Annotated in this window: 19 protein-coding genes; 10 read left to right on the forward strand and 9 right to left on the reverse strand. The window is 47.6% G+C overall.

The features are described from left to right. Positions 1-17 precede the first annotated feature (17 nt). Genes rsxA through nth form a run of 7 tightly spaced genes read left to right on the forward strand, consistent with a single transcriptional unit; the run spans position 18 to position 6,678 of the window. Positions 18-602 (forward strand): electron transport complex subunit RsxA, encoded by a 585-nt coding sequence (rsxA, locus tag JAO78_RS03930; protein WP_226750049.1) that lies wholly within the window; start codon positions 18-20, stop codon positions 600-602. Further along, positions 599-1,150 carry an electron transport complex subunit RsxB gene (gene rsxB, locus JAO78_RS03935; RefSeq protein ID WP_226750050.1) on the forward strand — a complete coding sequence of 184 codons (552 nt, stop codon included), beginning with the start codon at positions 599-601 and terminating at the stop codon, positions 1,148-1,150. The genes rsxA and rsxB overlap by 4 nt, the downstream gene beginning before the upstream one ends. 7 nt (positions 1,151-1,157) lie before the next feature. Next, the gene (gene rsxC, locus JAO78_RS03940) at positions 1,158-3,623 is read left to right on the forward strand and encodes an electron transport complex subunit RsxC (protein ID WP_226750051.1); all 2,466 of its coding nucleotides are present in this window, start codon (positions 1,158-1,160) and stop codon (positions 3,621-3,623) included. Beyond that, complete coding sequence (gene rsxD / locus JAO78_RS03945) at positions 3,620-4,687, forward strand: electron transport complex subunit RsxD (protein WP_226750052.1); 1,068 nt, start codon at positions 3,620-3,622, stop codon at positions 4,685-4,687. The genes rsxC and rsxD overlap by 4 nt, the downstream gene beginning before the upstream one ends. Next, entirely contained in the window at positions 4,684-5,313 is a 630-nt protein-coding gene (rsxG, locus tag JAO78_RS03950; protein ID WP_226750053.1) for an electron transport complex subunit RsxG, read from the forward strand. Before rsxD ends, rsxG begins: the two co-directional genes overlap by 4 nt. Then, positions 5,310-6,005 carry an electron transport complex subunit E gene (locus JAO78_RS03955; protein WP_226750054.1) on the forward strand — a complete coding sequence of 232 codons (696 nt, stop codon included), beginning with the start codon at positions 5,310-5,312 and terminating at the stop codon, positions 6,003-6,005. The genes rsxG and JAO78_RS03955 overlap by 4 nt, the downstream gene beginning before the upstream one ends. Before the next feature lie 13 nt (positions 6,006-6,018). Beyond that, positions 6,019-6,678, forward strand: a complete 660-nt coding sequence (gene nth, locus JAO78_RS03960) for an endonuclease III (protein ID WP_226750055.1) — start codon at positions 6,019-6,021, stop codon at positions 6,676-6,678. A 70-nt stretch (positions 6,679-6,748) separates the two neighbouring features. Here nth and JAO78_RS03965 read toward each other — a convergent pair whose 3' ends face one another. Continuing rightward, the gene (locus JAO78_RS03965) at positions 6,749-7,147 is read right to left on the reverse strand and encodes a MerR family transcriptional regulator (protein ID WP_226750056.1); all 399 of its coding nucleotides are present in this window, start codon (positions 7,145-7,147) and stop codon (positions 6,749-6,751) included. Between the two features lie 120 nt (positions 7,148-7,267). On the opposite strand from JAO78_RS03965, the gene JAO78_RS03970 reads away from it, so the two are divergent. Then, complete coding sequence (locus JAO78_RS03970) at positions 7,268-9,394, forward strand: TonB-dependent receptor plug domain-containing protein (RefSeq protein ID WP_226750057.1); 2,127 nt, start codon at positions 7,268-7,270, stop codon at positions 9,392-9,394. A gap of 221 nt (positions 9,395-9,615) precedes the next feature. After that, a complete protein-coding gene (gloA, locus tag JAO78_RS03975; protein WP_226750058.1) occupies positions 9,616-10,017 on the forward strand; it encodes a lactoylglutathione lyase in 402 nt (133 codons plus the stop codon). A gap of 55 nt (positions 10,018-10,072) precedes the next feature. Here gloA and JAO78_RS03980 read toward each other — a convergent pair whose 3' ends face one another. The 6 genes from JAO78_RS03980 to JAO78_RS04005 form a co-directional block, all read right to left on the reverse strand. After that, complete coding sequence (locus tag JAO78_RS03980) at positions 10,073-10,912, reverse strand: substrate-binding periplasmic protein (RefSeq protein WP_226750059.1); 840 nt, start codon at positions 10,910-10,912, stop codon at positions 10,073-10,075. A 45-nt stretch (positions 10,913-10,957) separates the two neighbouring features. Beyond that, positions 10,958-11,848 carry an aspartoacylase gene (locus JAO78_RS03985; protein WP_226750060.1) on the reverse strand — a complete coding sequence of 297 codons (891 nt, stop codon included), beginning with the start codon at positions 11,846-11,848 and terminating at the stop codon, positions 10,958-10,960. Between the two features lie 163 nt (positions 11,849-12,011). Continuing rightward, entirely contained in the window at positions 12,012-12,227 is a 216-nt protein-coding gene (locus JAO78_RS03990; protein WP_226750061.1) for a bacterioferritin-associated ferredoxin, read from the reverse strand. A 75-nt stretch (positions 12,228-12,302) separates the two neighbouring features. Further along, complete coding sequence (locus JAO78_RS03995) at positions 12,303-13,505, reverse strand: ABC transporter permease (RefSeq protein WP_226750062.1); 1,203 nt, start codon at positions 13,503-13,505, stop codon at positions 12,303-12,305. After that, entirely contained in the window at positions 13,505-14,305 is an 801-nt protein-coding gene (locus JAO78_RS04000) for an ABC transporter ATP-binding protein (RefSeq protein ID WP_226750063.1), read from the reverse strand. The genes JAO78_RS03995 and JAO78_RS04000 overlap by 1 nt, the downstream gene beginning before the upstream one ends. 9 nt (positions 14,306-14,314) lie before the next feature. Further along, positions 14,315-15,136 (reverse strand): DUF3025 domain-containing protein, encoded by an 822-nt coding sequence (locus tag JAO78_RS04005; protein ID WP_226750064.1) that lies wholly within the window; start codon positions 15,134-15,136, stop codon positions 14,315-14,317. A 163-nt stretch (positions 15,137-15,299) separates the two neighbouring features. On the opposite strand from JAO78_RS04005, the gene asnB reads away from it, so the two are divergent. Beyond that, positions 15,300-16,964 (forward strand): asparagine synthase B, encoded by a 1,665-nt coding sequence (gene asnB, locus JAO78_RS04010; protein WP_226750065.1) that lies wholly within the window; start codon positions 15,300-15,302, stop codon positions 16,962-16,964. Between the two features lie 259 nt (positions 16,965-17,223). On the opposite strand, the gene secF is transcribed toward asnB, so the two are convergent. After that, the gene (secF, locus tag JAO78_RS04015; RefSeq protein WP_226750066.1) at positions 17,224-18,168 is read right to left on the reverse strand and encodes a protein translocase subunit SecF; all 945 of its coding nucleotides are present in this window, start codon (positions 18,166-18,168) and stop codon (positions 17,224-17,226) included. Between the two features lie 10 nt (positions 18,169-18,178). Beyond that, a complete protein-coding gene (gene secD, locus JAO78_RS04020; protein WP_226750067.1) occupies positions 18,179-20,032 on the reverse strand; it encodes a protein translocase subunit SecD in 1,854 nt (617 codons plus the stop codon). Positions 20,033-20,129: the final 97 nt, after the last annotated feature.

Here is a 20,129-nt window from a genome sequence, read left to right on the forward strand (position 1 = left end):
CCCTATAACGTAACCCTATGACTGAATTTTTATTACTCCTTGTAAGTACAGTATTGGTCAATAACTTTGTCCTGGTTAAATTTCTTGGGCTTTGTCCCTTTATGGGCGTGTCAGGCAAGTTAGAAACCGCCATTGGTATGTCTTTAGCGACCACCTTTGTACTGACACTGGCTTCTATCAGTAGCTATCTTGTTGACAGCTATGTACTCGCGCCGTTAGATCTATTGTATTTACGAACCCTGAGCTTTATTTTGGTGATTGCCGTGGTCGTGCAATTTACCGAAATGGTCGTGCACAAAACGAGTCCTAATTTATATCGGTTATTAGGCATCTTTTTACCGCTGATCACCACTAATTGTGCGGTATTAGGCGTGGCCTTATTAAATGTTAATGCACGGCATAATTTTATTAATTCCGCATTATATGGCTTTGGCGCTGCCGCTGGGTTTTCGTTAGTGTTGATCTTATTTGCCGCTATGCGTGAGCGCTTAGCGGCAGCCGATGTGCCGGTACCTTTTAAGGGTGCGGCCATTGCGATGATCACCGCAGGTTTAATGTCCCTGGCCTTTATGGGCTTTAGTGGCTTGGTGAAATCGGTATGACTATTATTACCGCACTCATCGCACTGGGTGTACTGGCGTTATTGTTCGGTGCTTTACTCGGCTATTCGGCTATTCGCTTTAAAGTGGAAAGCGACCCCTTGGTCGAGCAAATTGATGACATTTTACCGCAAACTCAGTGTGGCCAATGTGGCTATCCTGGCTGTCGCCCCTATGCAGAAGCAATTGCCAATGGCGATGACATTAACAAATGCCCTCCGGGTGGCGATGCCACTATAAAAAAACTGTCCGAGCTGATGGGCGTTGAAGCGAAACCGTTAAATGCCGCGCAAGAGCCTGCGGTAAAACGTGTGGCTTTTATTCGCGAAGATGAGTGCATTGGCTGTACCAAATGTATTCAAGCCTGCCCCGTCGATGCCATAGTTGGCGCGTCCAAATTAATGCATACCGTACTGGTTGATGAATGTACGGGCTGTGATCTGTGTGTTGAACCTTGCCCGGTTGATTGTATTGATATGATCCCTGTTCCGGTGACCGCTGAGCGCTGGAAATGGGATTTACAGGCAATCCCGGTAAAAGTGGTGGAGTAACCCAACGGTGCCAAGTTTATTTCAACAAATTCAAGCCGGCGCGCTATGGGACTTTCATGGTGGTGTGCATCCCCCTACGCGTAAAGCGGTAACCAGCGAAAAGCCGATCATTAGCATGTCGCTTCCAGAGCGGCTTTACATTCCACTACGCCAGCATATTGGTGTTGCGGGCCAATTGCTGGTGGGCGTAGGTGAGCGCGTGCTCAAAGGCCAAGCACTCACCGCTGCCGATAACTCCATGACGGTGCCCGTGCATGCGCCGACATCGGGGATGATTATCGCTATTACCGATCACACCAGCCCACATCCATCGGCCTTACCTGAAAGCGTCATCGTCATTGAGCCCGATGGCTTAGATGAGTGGCGTGAGCGGGAGCCACTAAACTTTGCCACAGCGGATACCCATACCCTTTTAGAGCGCATTCAAGACAGCGGTATTGCCGGTATGGGCGGTGCGGGCTTCCCCACCCATATAAAAGCAGGCTTGCACCAACCGGTCGATTATTTAATTATCAACGCCGTTGAATGCGAACCCTATATCACCGCTGATGATGCACTGATGCAAGAAGCGCCAACGACCATCGTCAAAGGCATTGATATTCTGTGCAAGCTGCTCAACCCAAAAGCCGTATTAATTGGTATTGAAGCCGATAAGCCGATTGCGGCAGCCGGTATGCGCGCGGCATGTAGCCAACGCGAACATTACTATGTTCGAGAAGTGCCGGTTAAGTACCCCTCAGGCGGTGAAAAGCAACTGATCCAATTACTGACTAACAAAGAAGTGCCAGCGGGCCGTCGCCCTGCCGACATCGGTATTGTGATGCAGAATATCGGCACCGCCTTTGCTATCGCGCAAGCGGTGTTAGACGATCATCCGTTAATTTCGCGTATTGTTACCGTCACCGGGGAAACCTTGCAGCGGCCACAAAATGTGCAGGCGTTAATCGGCACACCTGTTGCGGCCTTATTAGATTTTTGTGGTTATCAGGCCGAACTGGAACAAAAAGTGATTATGGGCGGGCCGATGATGGGTTTTACCCTGCCCGACCTAGCCGTGCCCGTTGTAAAAACCACTAACTGCATTTTAGCGCCCAGCCATACTGAATTACCCAACGCAGGGCCAGAATTAGATTGCATACGTTGTAGCGCTTGTGCTGATGCTTGCCCCGCTACGTTATTACCACAACAATTGCTGTGGTATAGCAAAGCCAAAGATCATGACAAACTCAAAGAGTATAATCTGGCCGATTGTATTGAATGCGGTGCCTGCGCTTACGTTTGCCCAAGTGAAATCCCATTAGTGCAGTATTACCGTATTGCCAAAGCCGATATCCGTGAGCAGCAGCGTGAAGTACTAAAAGCCGAACAAGCAAAAGCGCGTTTTGAAGCACGCAATGCCAGGCTGGAGGCGGAAAAACAAGCACGCCTGGCTAAAAATCAACAGCTGGCTGCGGCACGGCAACAGTCTCAACAACAAAATGCCGGCAGCAATTCGGTTGCCGCAGCACTTGAGCGCATTAAAGCCAAACAGCAAAATGCTACCGAAACAGCACAGCGTTCGCATGCGGATATCGTGGCTGAACGCGAAGTGAAAAAACAACAAGCGCGTGCGTATCAAGCGCAACAAGCTGCGGCAGCACATACCGATGCCGAGTCTGGTGCGCAAAGTCAGTCAGCAAGTCAAAATCTCGACGCTACAGCAACCGATCCACGCCAAGCCGCAGTCGCAGCGGCTATTGCGCGAGCCAAAGCACGGCAACAACAACATACCACTGAGACTGCACAGAGCAGCGCAAGTGCACCAGCGGTAACTGACAGCCAAGCCACACAAAACCATGCGGATAAGGCATTAAGCCAAGACGATCCGCGTAAAGCCGCCGTTGCCGCCGCTTTAGCACGCGCCAAAGCGCGTAAACAGCAGCATGGCACTGAAACTGAACAAAACAGCGCTTTAGAAAACAACGGTGAGACAGCCGCTAGCAGCGAGGCGGCTTCAGATAAGCCGCCAAGCGAGGATGATCCGCGTAAAGCCGCGGTTGCCGCCGCTTTAGCACGCGCCAAAGCGCGTAAACAGCAGCATGGCACTGAAACTGAACAAAACAGCGCTTTAGAAAACAATGGTGAGGCAGTCGCTAGCAGCAAGGCTGCTTCAGATAAGCCGCCAAGCGAGGATGATCCGCGTAAAGCCGCGGTTGCCGCCGCTTTAGCACGTGCCAAAGCACGTAAACAGCAGCAGGGCGCTGAAGCTGAACAAAACAGCGCTTTAGAAAACAACGATGAGACAGCCGCTTGCAGCGAGGCTGCATTAGAAAACACGCCAAGCCAAGATGATCCGCGTAAAGACGCGGTTGCCGCCGCTTTAGCACGCGCTAAAGCCCGTAAACAACAAGCCGCAGCCGATACGAGGTTTGCCTCTGAGCACGACGAGAATGCCCAGGCTGAATTAGCGAAAACAAAAGGTGACTCTGCATGAGTTTTAAAATTGCCAGTTCGCCGCATCATCACAATCGACGAAGTACGGCCAGCTTAATGCAGTTGGTAGCGATTGCCTGTATTCCAGGGATCGCCGTACAAGCCGTGTTTTTTGGCTATGGTGTGCTCGTGCAATTGGTGCTGGCGATTGCTACCGCCTGGTTGGCAGAGGCAATGATATTAAGCTTGCGCCATAAAGCCATCAGACCGCGCTTAATGGATCACAGTGCTTTAGTGACAGCCGTGTTGCTCGCTGTGGCTATTCCACCTTTTGCGCCTTGGTGGTTAATTGTTATTGGCACCGCTTTTGCCATCATCATGGTCAAACAACTGTATGGCGGTTTAGGGCATAATCTGTTTAATCCGGCCATGGCAGCCTATGTCATGTTATTAATATCCTTCCCGGTACAGATGACACAGTGGCTACCGCCTTTGCCCTTACAATCGGTAACCATCAGCCCATTAGATGCCATTTGTACCATCTTTACCCAATTTAGCTGCGGTGGCTTTAGTTTAAGCCAGATGCAACTTAGCGTGGATGGCATCACCTTAGCCACACCACTGGATACCCTACGTACTGATCTGGCTCAAGGCTTAACCTTAACCGAAAGCTGGCAGAAGCCAGTTTATCTAAGCTTTGCCGGCTCAGGCTGGTTATGGGTCAATTTAGCTTACCTTGCCGGAGGCTTATTTTTACTCCAGCAAAAAGTCATTACTTGGCGCATTCCGGTGGCAGTTCTGACCAGCTTGTTTGTGTTTACTATGTTGAGTTGGTTAGCATCACCGGATGCTTTTGCCAGCCCGCTGTTTCATTTATTTAGCGGTGGCACCATGTTAGCCGCCTTTTTCATCGCCACCGATCCTGTGTCGGCCTCTACCACCGATCGGGGGCGTTTATGGTTCGGGGCGTTAATTGGTCTATTAATTTATTTAATCCGCAGCTTTGGCGGTTATCCTGACGCGATTGCTTTTGCGGTGTTACTGGCCAATATGTGTGTGCCGCTGATCGACTATTATACTCGTCCGCGTACCTATGGCCACAAAGCCAAAGGAGCAACCAAATGATCCGTATGGTCAGTAAAAATGCCTTAGCCCTAGCGTTGGTTGCGATTATTTGTGTGGTCATTTTAGGCAGTTTACATTTATTAACGAAGCCAAAAATTGCCGAGCAGCGTCGTTTAAGCCAACTGGCGATTCTCAGTGAAGTGTTACCTGAAGTAAAGCAAACGCGGGCACTGTTGGCCAATTGTACGCTGGTTAATGCACCAGACGATCTTGGCGGTAAGGCGCAGCGCGTGTATCGTTGGCAAGAAGATGACCAACTTCGTGCCTATGTGCTTGATGTCACCGCTCCAGACGGTTACAGCGGTAATATTGAGCTTATTGTTGCCATTAGCCCAACCGGCACCGTGCTTGGTACGCGCGTTTTAAACCATCAGGAAACACCGGGCTTAGGTGATAAAATTGAAACCAGACGCAGTAACTGGATCTACAGTTTCAGTGGCAAAGCCGCCACACCTGCTGAGGCTAAGCACTGGGCTGTTAAAAAAGATGGTGGCGATTTTGATCAATTTACGGGTGCAACCATTACGCCGCGCGCCGTGATTAACGCCGTGTATCGGGCCGCTAACTATGTGCAGCAGCACCCTGAACTGGCCCATGCCGCCACAAATTGTGAGTTAACCCCATGAGCCTATTTAAAGAACTGACGCTACAAGGATTATGGAAAAACAACCCTGGCTTAGTGCAATTATTGGGGCTTTGCCCGTTGCTCGCGGTGACCAACACCGTAATCAATGCGCTAGGTTTAGGCTTGGCAACCTTGTTAGTGTTACTCGGCTCGAATATCGTGGTGTCGTCGATCCGTAGCCACGTGCCTAATGAAATTCGTATCCCGATTTTTGTGATGATTATCGCCACCTTTGTCACTGCCGTACAATTGCTGATGAATGCGTTTACCTTTGGTTTGTATCAATCCTTAGGCATTTTTATTCCGCTGATTGTCACCAACTGCGCCATTATTGGCCGGGCAGAAGCCTTTGCTTCAAAAAATGCAGTACTGCCCTCAGCGCTGGATGCACTGATGATGGGTTTAGGCTTTTTACTGGTGTTACTAGTGTTAGGCGCCCTACGCGAAATCTTAGGCCAAGGCAGTTTATTTGCCGGGGCTGATTTATTGTTAGGCAGTTGGGCTAGCGGCTTGCATTTACAGTTATTTCAAAGCGATAGCCATTTTTTACTGGCTATTCTACCGCCAGGCGCTTTTATTGGTATGGGCTTACTTATCGCATTAAAAAATAGTATCGATCAGCATTACGCCAGTAAAAAAGTTGTCAAAAAAGGGGATATTGCTCGGGCCCGCGTAACCGGCAGCCCACAATAACCAGAGCGATAGTATGAATAAACAAAAACGTATTGCCATGCTCACTCGGCTGCGCGAGGCCAATCCGCATCCGAAGACCGAACTTGAATACAGTTCACCCTTTGAGCTTCTTATCGCGGTATTGCTATCGGCACAGGCGACCGACGTTGGCGTCAATAAAGCCACACGGCAGTTATTTCCGGTTGCCCGCACCGCACAAGCCATGCTTGATCTGAATGTTGAGGGCGTAAAGCACTATATTAAAACCATCGGCTTGTTTAATACCAAGGCTGAAAATGTCATTAAAACCTGTCGTATTTTGGTTGAACAGCATGGTGGTGAAGTGCCGCAAAACCGCGCGGCCTTAGAAGCACTGCCTGGGGTGGGTCGCAAAACAGCCAATGTGGTGCTTAATACCGGTTTTGGTTTACTGAAAGACAATGAAGGCCATTATTTTATCGCGGTTGATACGCATATTCAGCGGGTTGCTAATCGCACCGGCTATGCCAAAGGCAACACCGTTGAGGCCACTGAACAGAGCATTATAAAAAACACCCCGCAAAAATCTGAATTTATGTTTGATCTGCATCACTGGTTGATCTTGCATGGTCGCTACACCTGCACCGCCAGAAAACCTCGCTGTGGTTCTTGTATTATTGAAGACCTTTGTGACTTCAAACAAAAAACAGAATAATTCATGTTTTATTCCGCCATTCAGGCTGCGCCAACTCCTTAGCACGCTGTGATGCGAGCGCTCAGTCAGATCATGCCCCATCGGTGGCGCGTAGGCTTTGTAAAATGCAGCAATCTTGGATCTGTTCGCTACGACACGAGGTGACCAGTGCCTCTAGCGTGTGTTCTAACTTTGCCAGCTCGCGCTGAGTTTGTCGCACTCTGGCCAGTTGTTCGCTAATAATGCTGTCAACGGTGGCACATGACGCCTTCGGATCTCGCTGCACGCTAACCAACTGCTTGATATCGTCAATTGAGATATTCAGCTCTCGACAACGACGGATAAAAACCAGTGTTTCTATATCTGCTGAATGGTAATACCGATAACCGTTGGCCTGCCGTACCGCTGTACTCAACAGGCCAATACTTTCATAGTAGCGAATGGTTTTTGCTGGGACCTGACTGGCTTCGGCCAGTTCACTAATTTTCATCTTGACCTTCCAGTAACGGTAAGCTTTAAGCTGCAAGCTATCACAGCACAAGCTAATTTCAATAAAGCCGCTGATATTCTTGCAAAAATAGTCGTTTTTCTCGTTAGATAAGGAGATTAAATGTCCAAAATGACACCTGCAACCCTGTTGCTGTTATCGCTCAGTGTTCACGGTATTAGCCATGCAGCACAAGCCGCTGCTGCTGTTACAGCAGAGCATAATGCTCGTCAGCAGCCGCAGTCAGCCAAGCCTAAAGCTCACCCAGAGACGGCGCTGGATCAACACCCTGACGAACACCATGACAGCCATGCAGATAAACACGCAGACGAGCATGAGCATGCCGACTCGCATATGGATGAGCATGAGCATCACGAGGATATTGAAAAAATCGTGGTACAGGCGACTCGCAGCGGACGCATTGCCGATGAGCAACCGATCCGTGTTGAGCTGATCAACCGTGAAGAAATTGAAGAAAAAGCGGCTATGCGGCCTGGCAATATCTCCATGCTGGTTGCCGAAACAGGCGGTGTGCGTGTACAAACAACGTCACCTGCGCTGGGCAGTGCCAATATCCGCCTGCAAGGGCTATATGGCCGCTATACCCAACTGTTAGCCGATGGTTTACCGCTTTATGGTAATCAGGCTTCCTCAATTGGCTTGTTGCAAATACCGCCAACCGATCTAAAACGAGTAGAAATCATTAAAGGCTCGGCTTCGTCTTTATATGGCGGCTCGGCGATGGGCGGCGTAATTAATCTGGTATCAAGAACACCAGGAGAGTCGTTGCAAGGTGAAGTATTACTAAATGCCACCAGCCGCGATGGCCAAGATATTACCACCTACCTTGAAACGCCCTTGACCTCAAGCCTACAAGGCTCGATAACCGCTGGGGCGCATCATCAAGCCAGCACCGATGTTGATCAAGATGGCTGGATTGATTTGCCCGGTTATGAACGTTATACCGCAAGGCCCAGACTTTATTGGCAAGGAGATGCCGGAGCAACGCTGTATACCACGGTTGGCGTTATGTCTGAAAAGCGTCAAGGCGGCACCCTGCCTGGGCGCAGCGTCAGCGATGGTAACCCTTTTAGCCAAACCCAAGATTCAGAGCGGCTAGATGGCGGCATCGTCTTTAGTATGCCGGTATTTGACAACCTGACCCTAAATAGCCGTGGCTCAGCCATGCAGCAGCAACATCAGCATAGCTTTGGGCTAGTGCAAGAAAAAGATCAGCATGCAAGCTATTTGTTAGAATCGAGTATCGCCGGCTACAGTGATAAAAGTGATTGGGTTATTGGTGCCGCTTACCAAGCTGAGCAATTCGCCTCAGAAACATTTGCGCAATTTGATTACAACTACACCGTGCCAGGCTTATTTTCTCAATTTGATTATGCGTTTAATTCATTATTTAGCACTTCTCTAAGCGCCCGCTTAGAAGAGCACAGTGAATTTGGCAGCCAATTCAGCCCAAGAGTATCGCTGTTGTATCGTCCCGGTGATCTAACAATCCGAGCCTCTTATGGAAAAGGCTATTTTGCCCCAACCCCTTTTGTCGAGGAGATTGATGCCGCCGGGTTATCAAGACTCGATACTATTAACAACCTGAAGGCTGAAACCGCTCAAACCGCCTCATTGGATATCACCTATGCCCATGAAAATATCGAAAGCAGCATCACGTTATTCGCAGCTAATATTGATGATGCTATTGGCCTAGAGTCTTACGCAAGCGCTAATGACGGTGTGTTAAATGGTGTTAGATTAGTCAATAATAGCGCAGGGAGTAAAATTCGGGGTTCCGAGCTACTGCTGCGTTATTACTGGCAAGATATCAAGCTTACCGCCAGCTATCTCTATCTTGATGCCACCGAGCTCGAAGCTGATACCCTTCAACAGCGCAAAATTGCACTAACGCCCGAACATTCAGCAGGCTTTGTCGCCATGTGGGAGCAACATGGTCGTTTCAGAGCGGGCTTTGAAGCCTACTACACGGGTGTACAACGCTTAAACGACAACCCCTTCACTGATTCTTCAACGCCCTATTGGCATCTAGGCTTAATGGGCGAAATCACCGTGGGGCAATTCAGCTGGTTTGTAAATTTAGAGAACTTGCTCGATGTAAAACAAACCGACCAACACCCCATGATCCTGCCCAGCAGAGCCGCGAGCGGTCAGTGGACCACGGATATTTGGTCGCGTAACGATGGCTTTATTGTTAATGCCGGCGTAAGGGTAAAGTTTAACGGTTAGGCTTCAATACGCCTTGCGGTTCTTCTGCAAGGCGTTTTCACGTTAAGCGCTACCAGCACAACACCGATCCGCAACTTGGCGAATAGCGGTCTTTTCATATAATAGATATGTTACTATCTGCTGTGGTTTGCCAGAGCTCATCCGGGCGATGATACTGTCGACATTTAGGGCAAGCATACAGTTTTAGGAACATTGCAAGCAGAAACAGCAAAGGGGTCATCATGCGAATTTTACATACCATGCTACGCGTTGGAAATTTAGAACGGTCAATCGCCTTTTATACCGAGGTGCTGGGCATGAGATTATTACGCCAATCCGAAAACAGTGAATATCGCTATACGCTGGCTTTTGTTGGTTATGGCGATGAGAAAAGTGATGCCGTTTTAGAGCTGACCTACAATTGGGGTGTTGATAGCTATGAGCTAGGTGGCGCTTTTGGTCATATTGCCTTAGAAGTAGAAGATGTTTATGCCGCCTGCGACAAGATCCGCGCTAAAGGCGGTGTGATTAGCCGCGAGCCAGGCCCCGTAAAAGGTGGCGCAACAGAAATCGCATTTGTGCGCGATCCTGACAATTACGCTATTGAGTTAATTCAGAAAAAAGCCAGTTACGATACGTTATAAGGTTTAACCTGAAAACTCGACGCTTAGCGGCTGAACGCTAAGTGTCGAGCAAGCATTAGGATGCCGTATTTGACAACTTACCGGCTAATTGCTCAAGCTTTTCAATCACGCGCGCTGGGTAATTTGATTGATAAAATCGACGTAAGGTGCCATCGCGATACAATTGTTCTAATTGTTGCTGCCACAACGCAATTTCACTGTCAGAAAAATCCAACGAAAACGCCATATACAACGCCACTTCATTGAGTGCAATAAGCGGCACTAAACGCAGCTGTGGCTCTTCGTACATGTCGCCACGTCGAAAACCATTCATGGGCGTGACATCAGCGCGGCCTAATCTGAGCATATCTAAACAATCTGTCTGCGTTTTCATTAAGACCAAATTGGTATCTTCAGAAAAGCCTAATGTTGCTAATATCGGTAAATAAGAGGCGCCACGATAACCGCAGGCAACATAGTTTTTACTGATCTGCTCTGCATTCATGCCCTTTAGTTTTGGTGGGCCATATAGCTGCATGTCGAAATACATAATAGGGCCAACCCATTTAAATAATGGCTCGCGCTCGGTATTACGCACGGTTTCGAACAAAATACTGCGCGGTGTATGCTGAGCACGTTGCATGGCTCGCGCCCAAGGCATTAAATAAAACACCCTTTCTTTGCCAACACGTTCAGCTAAGATATTCATCAGATCGATAGTGGGCCCGATGACGTCACCATGGCTATCAAGTTGCACACCGGGGTAGCTTGTTTCAGTTAAGAACACCACTGAACTTTGACATTGCTTGCTTTGACAACCGAGTGCCGAGGCAGGCGCACAGGCCACCCCCAACACTAACCACAAGCCAAGTGCTCGAACACGCCGTAAAGTGCTATGACTAACAGATAAGCTCATACACATCCTATGTTTAAAGGCGAACTCGTTTAGCGCACGCCTTTTTTATTCCAATTCTATAATCACTTTTTCATTTAATGACATCGCCAAATTATTATCATAATAAGCCGCTTCATTAATAAAGGTAGGATAGACTACATGTTCACCTTTATAAAGTACTTCAGTACCATCAAACAAGGTGAAGATTGGATCGCCTGGGTTAATCGGTTGATAATCACGATCTTGCACATTTTTATGCACCATACCTATGCGCTCACCCGCTGCATTCATCGGTAACTTAATCGAATGTAAGTAACGAAACGCCTCGGTTTTTTTCGGTAAGGCTGGTAAGTTATCCTGATTGTAAAGCTCAACAAAATCAAGAATGTGCTGCACCATTGTTTGCATTAAGTCTAACACATCTTGGCGTAAAACCGATTGTGGCTGTGGCCCTACTTCGACCAACACGCCATAACGGCCTAAGGTACACATTAAAGCGTGCTCTTCTGCCGCGAAATGATCTTCATCACGCGAAATTATCGCGTCTGGCATGTTCATTTTAACGTAAGCCGCCATTTTATTATAAAAAGGCCCGGCTTGCGTCAAAATCAAACATGCGCCCATATTACTGGTGGTGTTGTGCAAATCGATCAGCAGATCGGTGCGCGCAGCGCCTTTGGGACCCAGCTGGGCGTTTAACACTTTAGCTCGGCTTTGCTCGTAGTCGGTAAGCTCAGGGTTTGCCAGATCCACGTTTTTAAATTGTCGATTTAAATCGCTGTGCAAATAGCGCTTATTGGCAGCATAAGCCGCAGGATTAGCCCAGACCGTTTCAGTCGTAAAACTACTTCGACGGCAGCGCTCAGGCTCAGCTTGAAATTGTTTAACCAAGTAGATCCCGGAAAACTCATTACCATGGACACCACCAACGATAGCCACCTGCTTAATCTTATCCATTAACTGCTCCAAAGCATTCGATTTACGTTCACAAAACCAGTATAGCGAAGTACAGCAAAGCCATTAAGGGCGCTGTATTACAATAAATTTGACTATTATGCTGGGCTTTGCTTCGGAATGAAAATAGAAATGTAACGATGAGCGGAATTAATAATGCTCGCAGTTACGCTGCAGGCTTGGTTAAGCTGTCGATAACCTTATCACTTACTTGTTGTTTAACCAGTTCGTTATGTAACAGCTGTGAGGCCTGACACAGGCATTTACCACACTGAGAGCCTACCCCCAGCTGATTTTTGAGTGAGCGCATTGAATCGGCACCTTCAGCGATAGCCTGCTTAATGGCTTTGTCAGATACCGCTTTGCAAACACAAATGAACATGGCGTGATCTCCGTTCTGGACACCACGCCATATTAATACTATTGCGAATCGTTATCAATAGCTTTTAGTTGTCATTTAACGAAACAGTACTTTTTCTTGTTGGAACCAGTGCACACAAAAGGCAATTAATACCGCAGCTAATAGCACTGTCGCACCAAAAATCAGCGCAATCATACTGGTTTCAGCCGTACCTTTAATCAACTCTTTAATGGCTAACGCGACATTCATTACCGGAATAAAAGCGGTTTTCGCATTTAATTCAACACCCGGCATCATGGCTGCAGCAAGAGGCACAAACATCAAAATACTGAGCGGACTCATATAGTTTTGCGCTTCTTTAAAGGTTTTGGCATAAATCGAGATCGCCAATAATAAAGAGGCAAAGATGGCCGACGTTGGTACGATCATCATAAAAATTAACAACAACTCTGGTACAGAAATCGCTCCCATCGCCTCTTTGACCACTGAAAAACCGGCAAAAGAGCCTATCACCGCGCCCCATATACCGAAGCTGGCTACCGTGATCAGTGCCCCCGCCAAGCCTGTCGTCAGCACCGTAGCAAATTTACCCAACACAATGGCAGTGCGGCTAATCGGACAAATTAACAAGGTCTCCAGCGTACCCCGCTCTTTCTCCCCTGCGCCCATGTCAATCGCCGGATAAGAAGCACCGAGCAAGCACAACGGGATCAAAATATAAGCCACTAAGGCCCCAAATTTTTCACCCAGGTTTTCACGTTTCGCTGCCGTATCCAGTTTTTCAACCGACACGGGTTTTAAAATCGCAGTCAGCTTTTCAGGATCAACACCCAGTGCACTTAATGATTGACGTTGTAAAGTACCGGTATAATTTTCAAGCATTTCATTAAAATAACGAGACATAAAGTCTAACTGGCTAGCTTGGTTATAAATAAGCTGCCATTGGCTTTGTTCCACGGCTTGTTGTTTTGCTTGAAAATCAGCAGGGATCACCACGGCAACGTCGAAATCTCCGGCACGAATAGCCTCAATCAGCGCTTCAGGCTCGGTCAATGAGGTTGTCACCTGCTTAAAGTTTTTATGATAAAACAACGCTTGGGTAAACTCAGGCGCTTGCTGCTCGTTAATAATGACGTAGCGATGTTGCTCTTGCATAGCTTTATTGGTGGTTGAAGATAACACCAGGCCCATAATGCCGAAAATAACCGGAAAAATAAAAATGGGTAGCAAAATAACAAAAATTAATGTTTTCTTATCCCGCATTAATTCCGTAAGTTCTTTCAGATAAACTTGCCACATTAGACGGCTCCTTGTGCTGCAGGTTGTTGCTGTAAGACAGATAAAAAGGCCTGACGTAAATCGCCCGTGGCACTTAAGGCACTAAATTGTGCCAAAGCACCCGAAAAGCTGCTGATCCCTTTATCAATGACCACCACACGATCACACAAACTCGCCACTTCATCTAAGTGGTGAGTAGAGAAAATCACTGGGATCCCCGTCGTTTTTAACGACTGAATAAAATCTAATACCGTTTGCACGGTCATGATGTCTAATCCCGTTGTCGGCTCATCGAAAATCACCACTTTGGGAGAATGAACTACCGCCCGCGCTATCGCCGTTTTTTGTTTCATACCGGTAGACATATTATCGGCTCGCCGATTGGCAAAATCGTGCATGTTCAGCAAGGTAAACAATTCATCAATGCGCTTTTTAATGGCCGCATCAGACATACCATGTAATTTGGCAAAATAAGCAATATTTTCATAGGCGGTTAATTTGCCATACAAGCCAGTATCCGCTGATAAAAAACCAATTAACTTTCGTGCTTTTACGGGTTCTTTTAAGACATCCACACCGTTAATCAACACCGCACCCGCATCAGGTTTTAAGGCCGTTGACAGCATCCGTAACGTCGTAGTTTTACCCGCGCCATTAGGACCAAGCAAGCCTAACACTTCACCTTGACCACAGGTAAAACTGACATCACGTACCGAATGAAAGACTTTATTACTGTAGCGAACATCCTGTTTCTCGGTATCAGATAACTTATTGCCTTTACTTAACGTAAAGCCCTTGGCAAGTTGTTTTATTTCTATCATCTCACAGTCCTATTGTTGAGTCTTGCGTGGACGAAAATACTCCGTATTGGCATAAAAATCCTCTGCATTATTATCTGAATACCAACCGGGTAAACCTAATAACGGCAAAGGTGTAAGCTGGTCATTATTAAGCAGTTGCTCAGTGTTAGCAATTTGTTGAGAGAGTTTTTCATCGAGAAAAGTGTAACGATCTGTTAAAGCCCATTGACTAAAACCGGTAGGCACATCAATAAACCAGGTTTTCGCGGTTAAGCCGATAAAGGGTTGAGTGGCCATTTCATAAATAGCATGGCCGAAGATCACTGGCACAATAGCGTGTTGCCAATCATGGCGCTGCTGCCAAAAACTGCGCCGCCAAGCATGCTGTTGTAACCACTGACGATGAGCCTGAGCGCTCGGCTCCAGCGCAATCAGCACACCACATTCATCCAGCAAGGTTAATTTGTTGCGAATTTTACTACGCTGCTGTTGTCCATGTAAGGCCATTTCTCTGATGTGCAGCTGGTTGATCTGACGTTTGGTTTTAGGAAACAACCCCCAAATTAAACCGCCAAACAGATCATGCCAATTTTCAGCACGGGTCGGAATGTGCGACGTCGCAAAAATAAAAGCTTCGTAGTAACGTCCGTCAGCTTGCAACAGCGCATCGTCCACCAAGCGATAATCGCTTTGGCCCAACCAATGATTAAGTTGCACTAAAGTTGGCCAGTTGTTAAGTTCGGTCAGTGGAAACAACTGACACAACTCGCTGAAGATCGGGTTAGCGCTTAAATACTGCGCTGACCAGTTGGCGGGGGCGTTAAAGCGGTTTTTTGCTGATTTTTTATTCATAAGCTTTCACATTTGACGAGAGTGGTTACTTTTTGGACTATTAAAGGAAATAAACCAAAAAGCACTTGCAATTTAACGCTAGCATGGCACATTCAATGGGTACGTATAGACGTACATACTGCCAAAACTTATTGTGTTATTAATTTGATTATCAGAGGTTATCATGTGTTCGATATTTGGGGTGCTTGACATCAAGACAGATGTTAAAGCATTGCGCCAGCAAGCGCTGCAGTTATCTAAGTTATTACGTCATCGTGGTCCTGACTGGTCAGGCATTTGGAACGATGATAATGCTATTCTGGTGCATGAGCGCCTAGCGATTGTAGATACTGAAAATGGTGCCCAACCTCTCATTAATACCGAGCGAAATCACATTCTGGCAGTGAATGGTGAGATCTACAATCATAAAGCACTCGAAAAAACCTTGAGTACGCCCTATCCGTTTAAAACAAAATCGGATTGTGAAGTGATCTTACCGTTGTATTTAGAGCATGGAGCTGAATTTATTGATCAGCTGCACGGCATGTTTGCCTTTATTTTGTATGATGCCGAACAGCAACGCTATTTAATTGCGCGTGATCATATGGGCATTATTCCGTTGTATTACGGCTATGACGAACATGGTCAGCTATTTGTCGCCTCAGAGTTAAAAGCGCTGGTACCGGTTTGTAAGCAAATAAAAGAATTCCCACCAGGCCATTATTTTGATAGCAAAATTGGTGAACTGCGTCAGTACTATCAACGCGATTGGCAAAGTTTCGATGCGGTTAAAGACAACCCTGCCAATGAAACTGAGTTACGCGAAGCACTTGAGCACAGCGTAAAAACTCACCTGATGTCAGACGTACCTTATGGGGTATTGTTATCCGGCGGTTTAGACTCGTCCTTAATTTCAGCTATTGCTCAGCAATTTGCCAAGCGCCGTGTCGAAGATGATGATCAATCAGAAGCTTGGTGGCCCCGTTTGCACTCTTTTGCCGTCGGTTTACCCGGCTCGCCTGATCTGATTGCCGCCCAAAAAGTAGCAGATGCCATTGGTACTGTGCATCACACTGTGCACTTTAGTGTGCAAGAGGCATTAGACTCACTGCGTGATGTGGTTTATCACTTAGAAACCTATGATGTAACCACGATCCGTGCTTCCACACCGATGTATTTGATGGCTCGTAAAATTAAAGCCATGGGCATTAAAATGGTGTTATCTGGCGAAGGCTCGGATGAACTGTTTGGTGGTTATTTGTATTTCCATAAAGCGCCGAATGCCAAAGAGTTCCATGAAGAAACACTGCGTAAATTAGACCGTTTACATTTGTTTGATTGTAATCGTGCTAACAAAGCCATGTCAGCTTGGGGTATTGAAGCGCGTGTGCCGTTCCTAGATAAAGAATTTATGGATGTGGCTATGCGCTTAAACCCACAAGCGAAGATGTGCGGTGGTGGCAAAATGGAAAAACACATTTTACGCCATGCATTTGAGGGTTTACTGCCTAATGAAATTTTATGGCGGCAAAAAGAGCAATTCTCGGACGGTGTCGGTTACAACTGGATTGACAGCTTAAAAGCGCATGCCGCGAAAGAAGTGTCTGATCAGCAGATGGCCACCGCCAGCTTCCGCTTCCCGGTCAACACGCCAGATAGCAAAGAAGCCTATTACTACCGGGTGATCTTTGAAGAGCATTTCCCACATGCAGGTGCCATCTCTTGTGTGCCAGGGGGTAAGTCTGTCGCTTGTTCCACACCAGAAGCATTAGCTTGGGATGCCAAAATGGCTGAAATGACCGATCCTTCGGGCCGGGCGGTTCGAGATGTTCACGCACAAGGTTATTAAGCCATCGCGTTTTTTAGCTATAAAAGTTGCCTGAAAAAGCCTAACCGCTAAACAGCACACTTTTATCGTTGTGGCACCGAGACTCAGTTGAAAAGGACTTAGGTCCTTTTCATTGCGGGCGGCTCTCCCCCCTAAATAGCCTGCTGATACCCCTTTGTTGCTTTAAAGAGCACCGCTCATATCCGATGATCGGTGCTCTTTTCTGCTACCTTCAGCTTAGCTGAACGTCAAATGATTAACGACTTACCCTTAAGCACTTTTATAGCGGCAAATCATTCGAGGCGCCTTCTTTCTCAATCACGGGTACCAGCAAATCTTCCCGGGTTAAACCCAACACTAAGGCGATGGCACTGGCCACATAAACTGACGAATAGGTGCCGACCAGAATGCCGAACAACAACGCCGTTGCAAAACCATGGATCAGCGCGCCCCCCATATAAAACAGTACCAGTAACACCAACAGCGTCGTTAACGAGGTAATAACCGTACGGTTTAAGGTGGTGGTAATAGCATGGTTAATCGTTTCTTCCGCGCTACTATCACGCAGCTTGCGAAAGCTCTCGCGAATGCGGTCAAATACCACAATCGTATCGTTGATTGAATATCCAATCAGCGCCAACACTGCCGCTAAAACGGTCAAATCGAACTCTAACTGCAATAAAGAAAATAAACCCAGCGTTAAAATCACATCGTGCCCTAAAGCCAAAACGGCCCCAAGTGACAAGCGCCATTCAAAGCGAAGGGTAACATAGAGTAAAATACCTAATAAGGCGACTAGCAACGCTAAGCCCCCATCTTGCTTTAAACCCGCGCCAACACTTGGCCCCACAAACTCAATGCGCTGCAAACTGATCAGAGGATCAATCTGCTGTGTTAACGCGCCTAATACCGTGCTGCCCAGCTGTGTTTGTGCAAGCCCTTGCTGCAACGGAATACGGATTAACACATCCTGACTACTGCCAAACAATTGCACAACAGCATCCGCATAACCGGCACCGGCTAAAACCTCGCGCACTTGCACCAAATTAGCGGCTTGCTGAAATGCCACTTCAATCACTGTACCGCCAGTAAAATCTAAACCCCAATTTAAACCACGCGTGGCTAATAGCATCAACGAGCTAAGCACCAACAGCACTGACACACTCACGGCCAGCCATTTATAGCGCATAAAATTAGCCGGTTGCGTAAAGTTAAATACTTGCATCAAATACCCCTTAAATAGACAGTGACTGCACACGGCGGCCACCCCAAATCATGTTAACAAGCAGGCGAGTACACAGCACCGCGGTAAAAATCGAGGTTAAGATCCCCAGTGCCAGCGTAATAGCAAAACCTTTCACCGGGCCGGTGCCAATACCAAACAGAATTAATGCCACTAACAAGGTGGTAATATTGGAATCGGCAATGGTGGCAAAGGCGCGATCGTAGCCTTCATGAATAGCCTGTTGAACAGAGCGCCCTGCGCTGAGCTCTTCTCTGATCCGCTCAAAGATCAACACATTGGCATCCACTGCCATGCCAACGGTTAACACTATGCCAGCCATGCCGGGCAAACTTAGGGTGGCGCCAGGGATCATCGACAATAGCCCCATCAGCAACACCACATTGGCGAGCAAAGCAACATTCGCGACCAAACCAAAGCCTTTGTAATACACCAGCATAAACAGCAACACGGCCAGCATGCCAAAAGAGATGGCTTGCATACCAAGCTTAATATTTTCTTGGCCTAAACTAGGGCCGATGCTGCGTTCTTCTAAGATTTGGATCGGTGCGATTAAGGCGCCCGCGCGTAATAACGACGCCAGCTGTTGAGCTTCAGCAGACGAGCTTAAACCGGTAATTTGAAAACTATGGCCAAGGCGCATACGAATGGTCGCATCGTTTATCACCTCTTGCTGTTTAATCAGCACGGCACTGCCATCTTCAGCACGCTCGGCACTGGCTTTGTATTCAACAAACACTGACGCCATGCGCCGCCCGGTGGCGTTTTTCGTTCCCGCAGAGAGCAACTCACCGCCCTGAGCATCTAACATGATACTGACTTGCGGCATACCATATTCATCATAGCCAGAGCTGGCATCGGTGATCCGATCCCCGGTCAACATAATGCGTTTTTCAAGTAAAATGGGCTGCCCGTCACGGGTTTGGAATAGCTCAGCATCGGCGGGTACGCGACCGGCGAGCGCAGCGGCTAAGTCAGCTTGGGTGTTCACCAGGCGAAACTCTAAAGAAGCCGTCGCCCCTAAAATCTCTTTGGCTTGCGCGGTATCTTGCACACCGGGTAATTGCACAATAATCCGATCGGCACCTTGGCGCTGCACAATCGGCTCGGCAACACCAATTTCGTTTACCCGATTACGCAAAATCGTTATATTTTGCTCCAGCGCCTCTTCACGCAGCGCTTTTAATTGCAGCTCTGACAGTTGCAACAGCAAGGTAACACCATCATCGGCACGACTGAGCAACCACTGTCGATCTAATTTTGACAGCAGTGATTCTAACGAGGGTAAATCATTAGCACTTCGCAGCGCTATCTGCAGTTGGGCATGAGTTGGATCGGCTTGCACGCTGCGATAACGAATATCGGCTTGCCGCATTTCCACACGCAGCCGTTGCTGCAAATCATTCATGTGTTTTTGCTGTGCCGCTTGCATATCCACCGCTAACAAAAAATGTACGCCACCGCGTAAGTCTAAACCCAACTTCATTGGCGTCGCACCAATACGGGCTAACCATTCGGGCGTGGCAGGCGCTAAACTCAAGGCCGTAACATAATTATGATCAAGTGTTTTGTTGAACAAGGTTTGCGCTTGTAACTGCGCTTCGGTATCAGCAAAACGTAACAGTAATTGACCGTCTTGTAATTGCAAGGCTTTAACGGGGATGTTCGCTTGTTGCAGCGTTTGGCTTAACTGCGCCTGAGTGTGTTCACTGATTTTCGCGCCACGGGTTGCACTGATACTCAGTGCCGGATCGGCTGGATACAGATTAGGCAGTGCGTAAACCAGAGCCAACAGCAGCAAACTGATCACCATGCATACCTGCCAAGTTGAATTCTTGTTTAGCATAGCTGCTCCTTGCTAACAGGCGCATCAACATGCCGACACACTTGAAGTAACAGCAGGGTAAATAACATAAAAAGCACAGGCAATAACGCTTTGCCAG

Source organism: Alishewanella maricola, assembly GCF_016343785.1.
GTDB classification, from domain to species: domain Bacteria; phylum Pseudomonadota; class Gammaproteobacteria; order Enterobacterales; family Alteromonadaceae; genus Alishewanella; species Alishewanella maricola.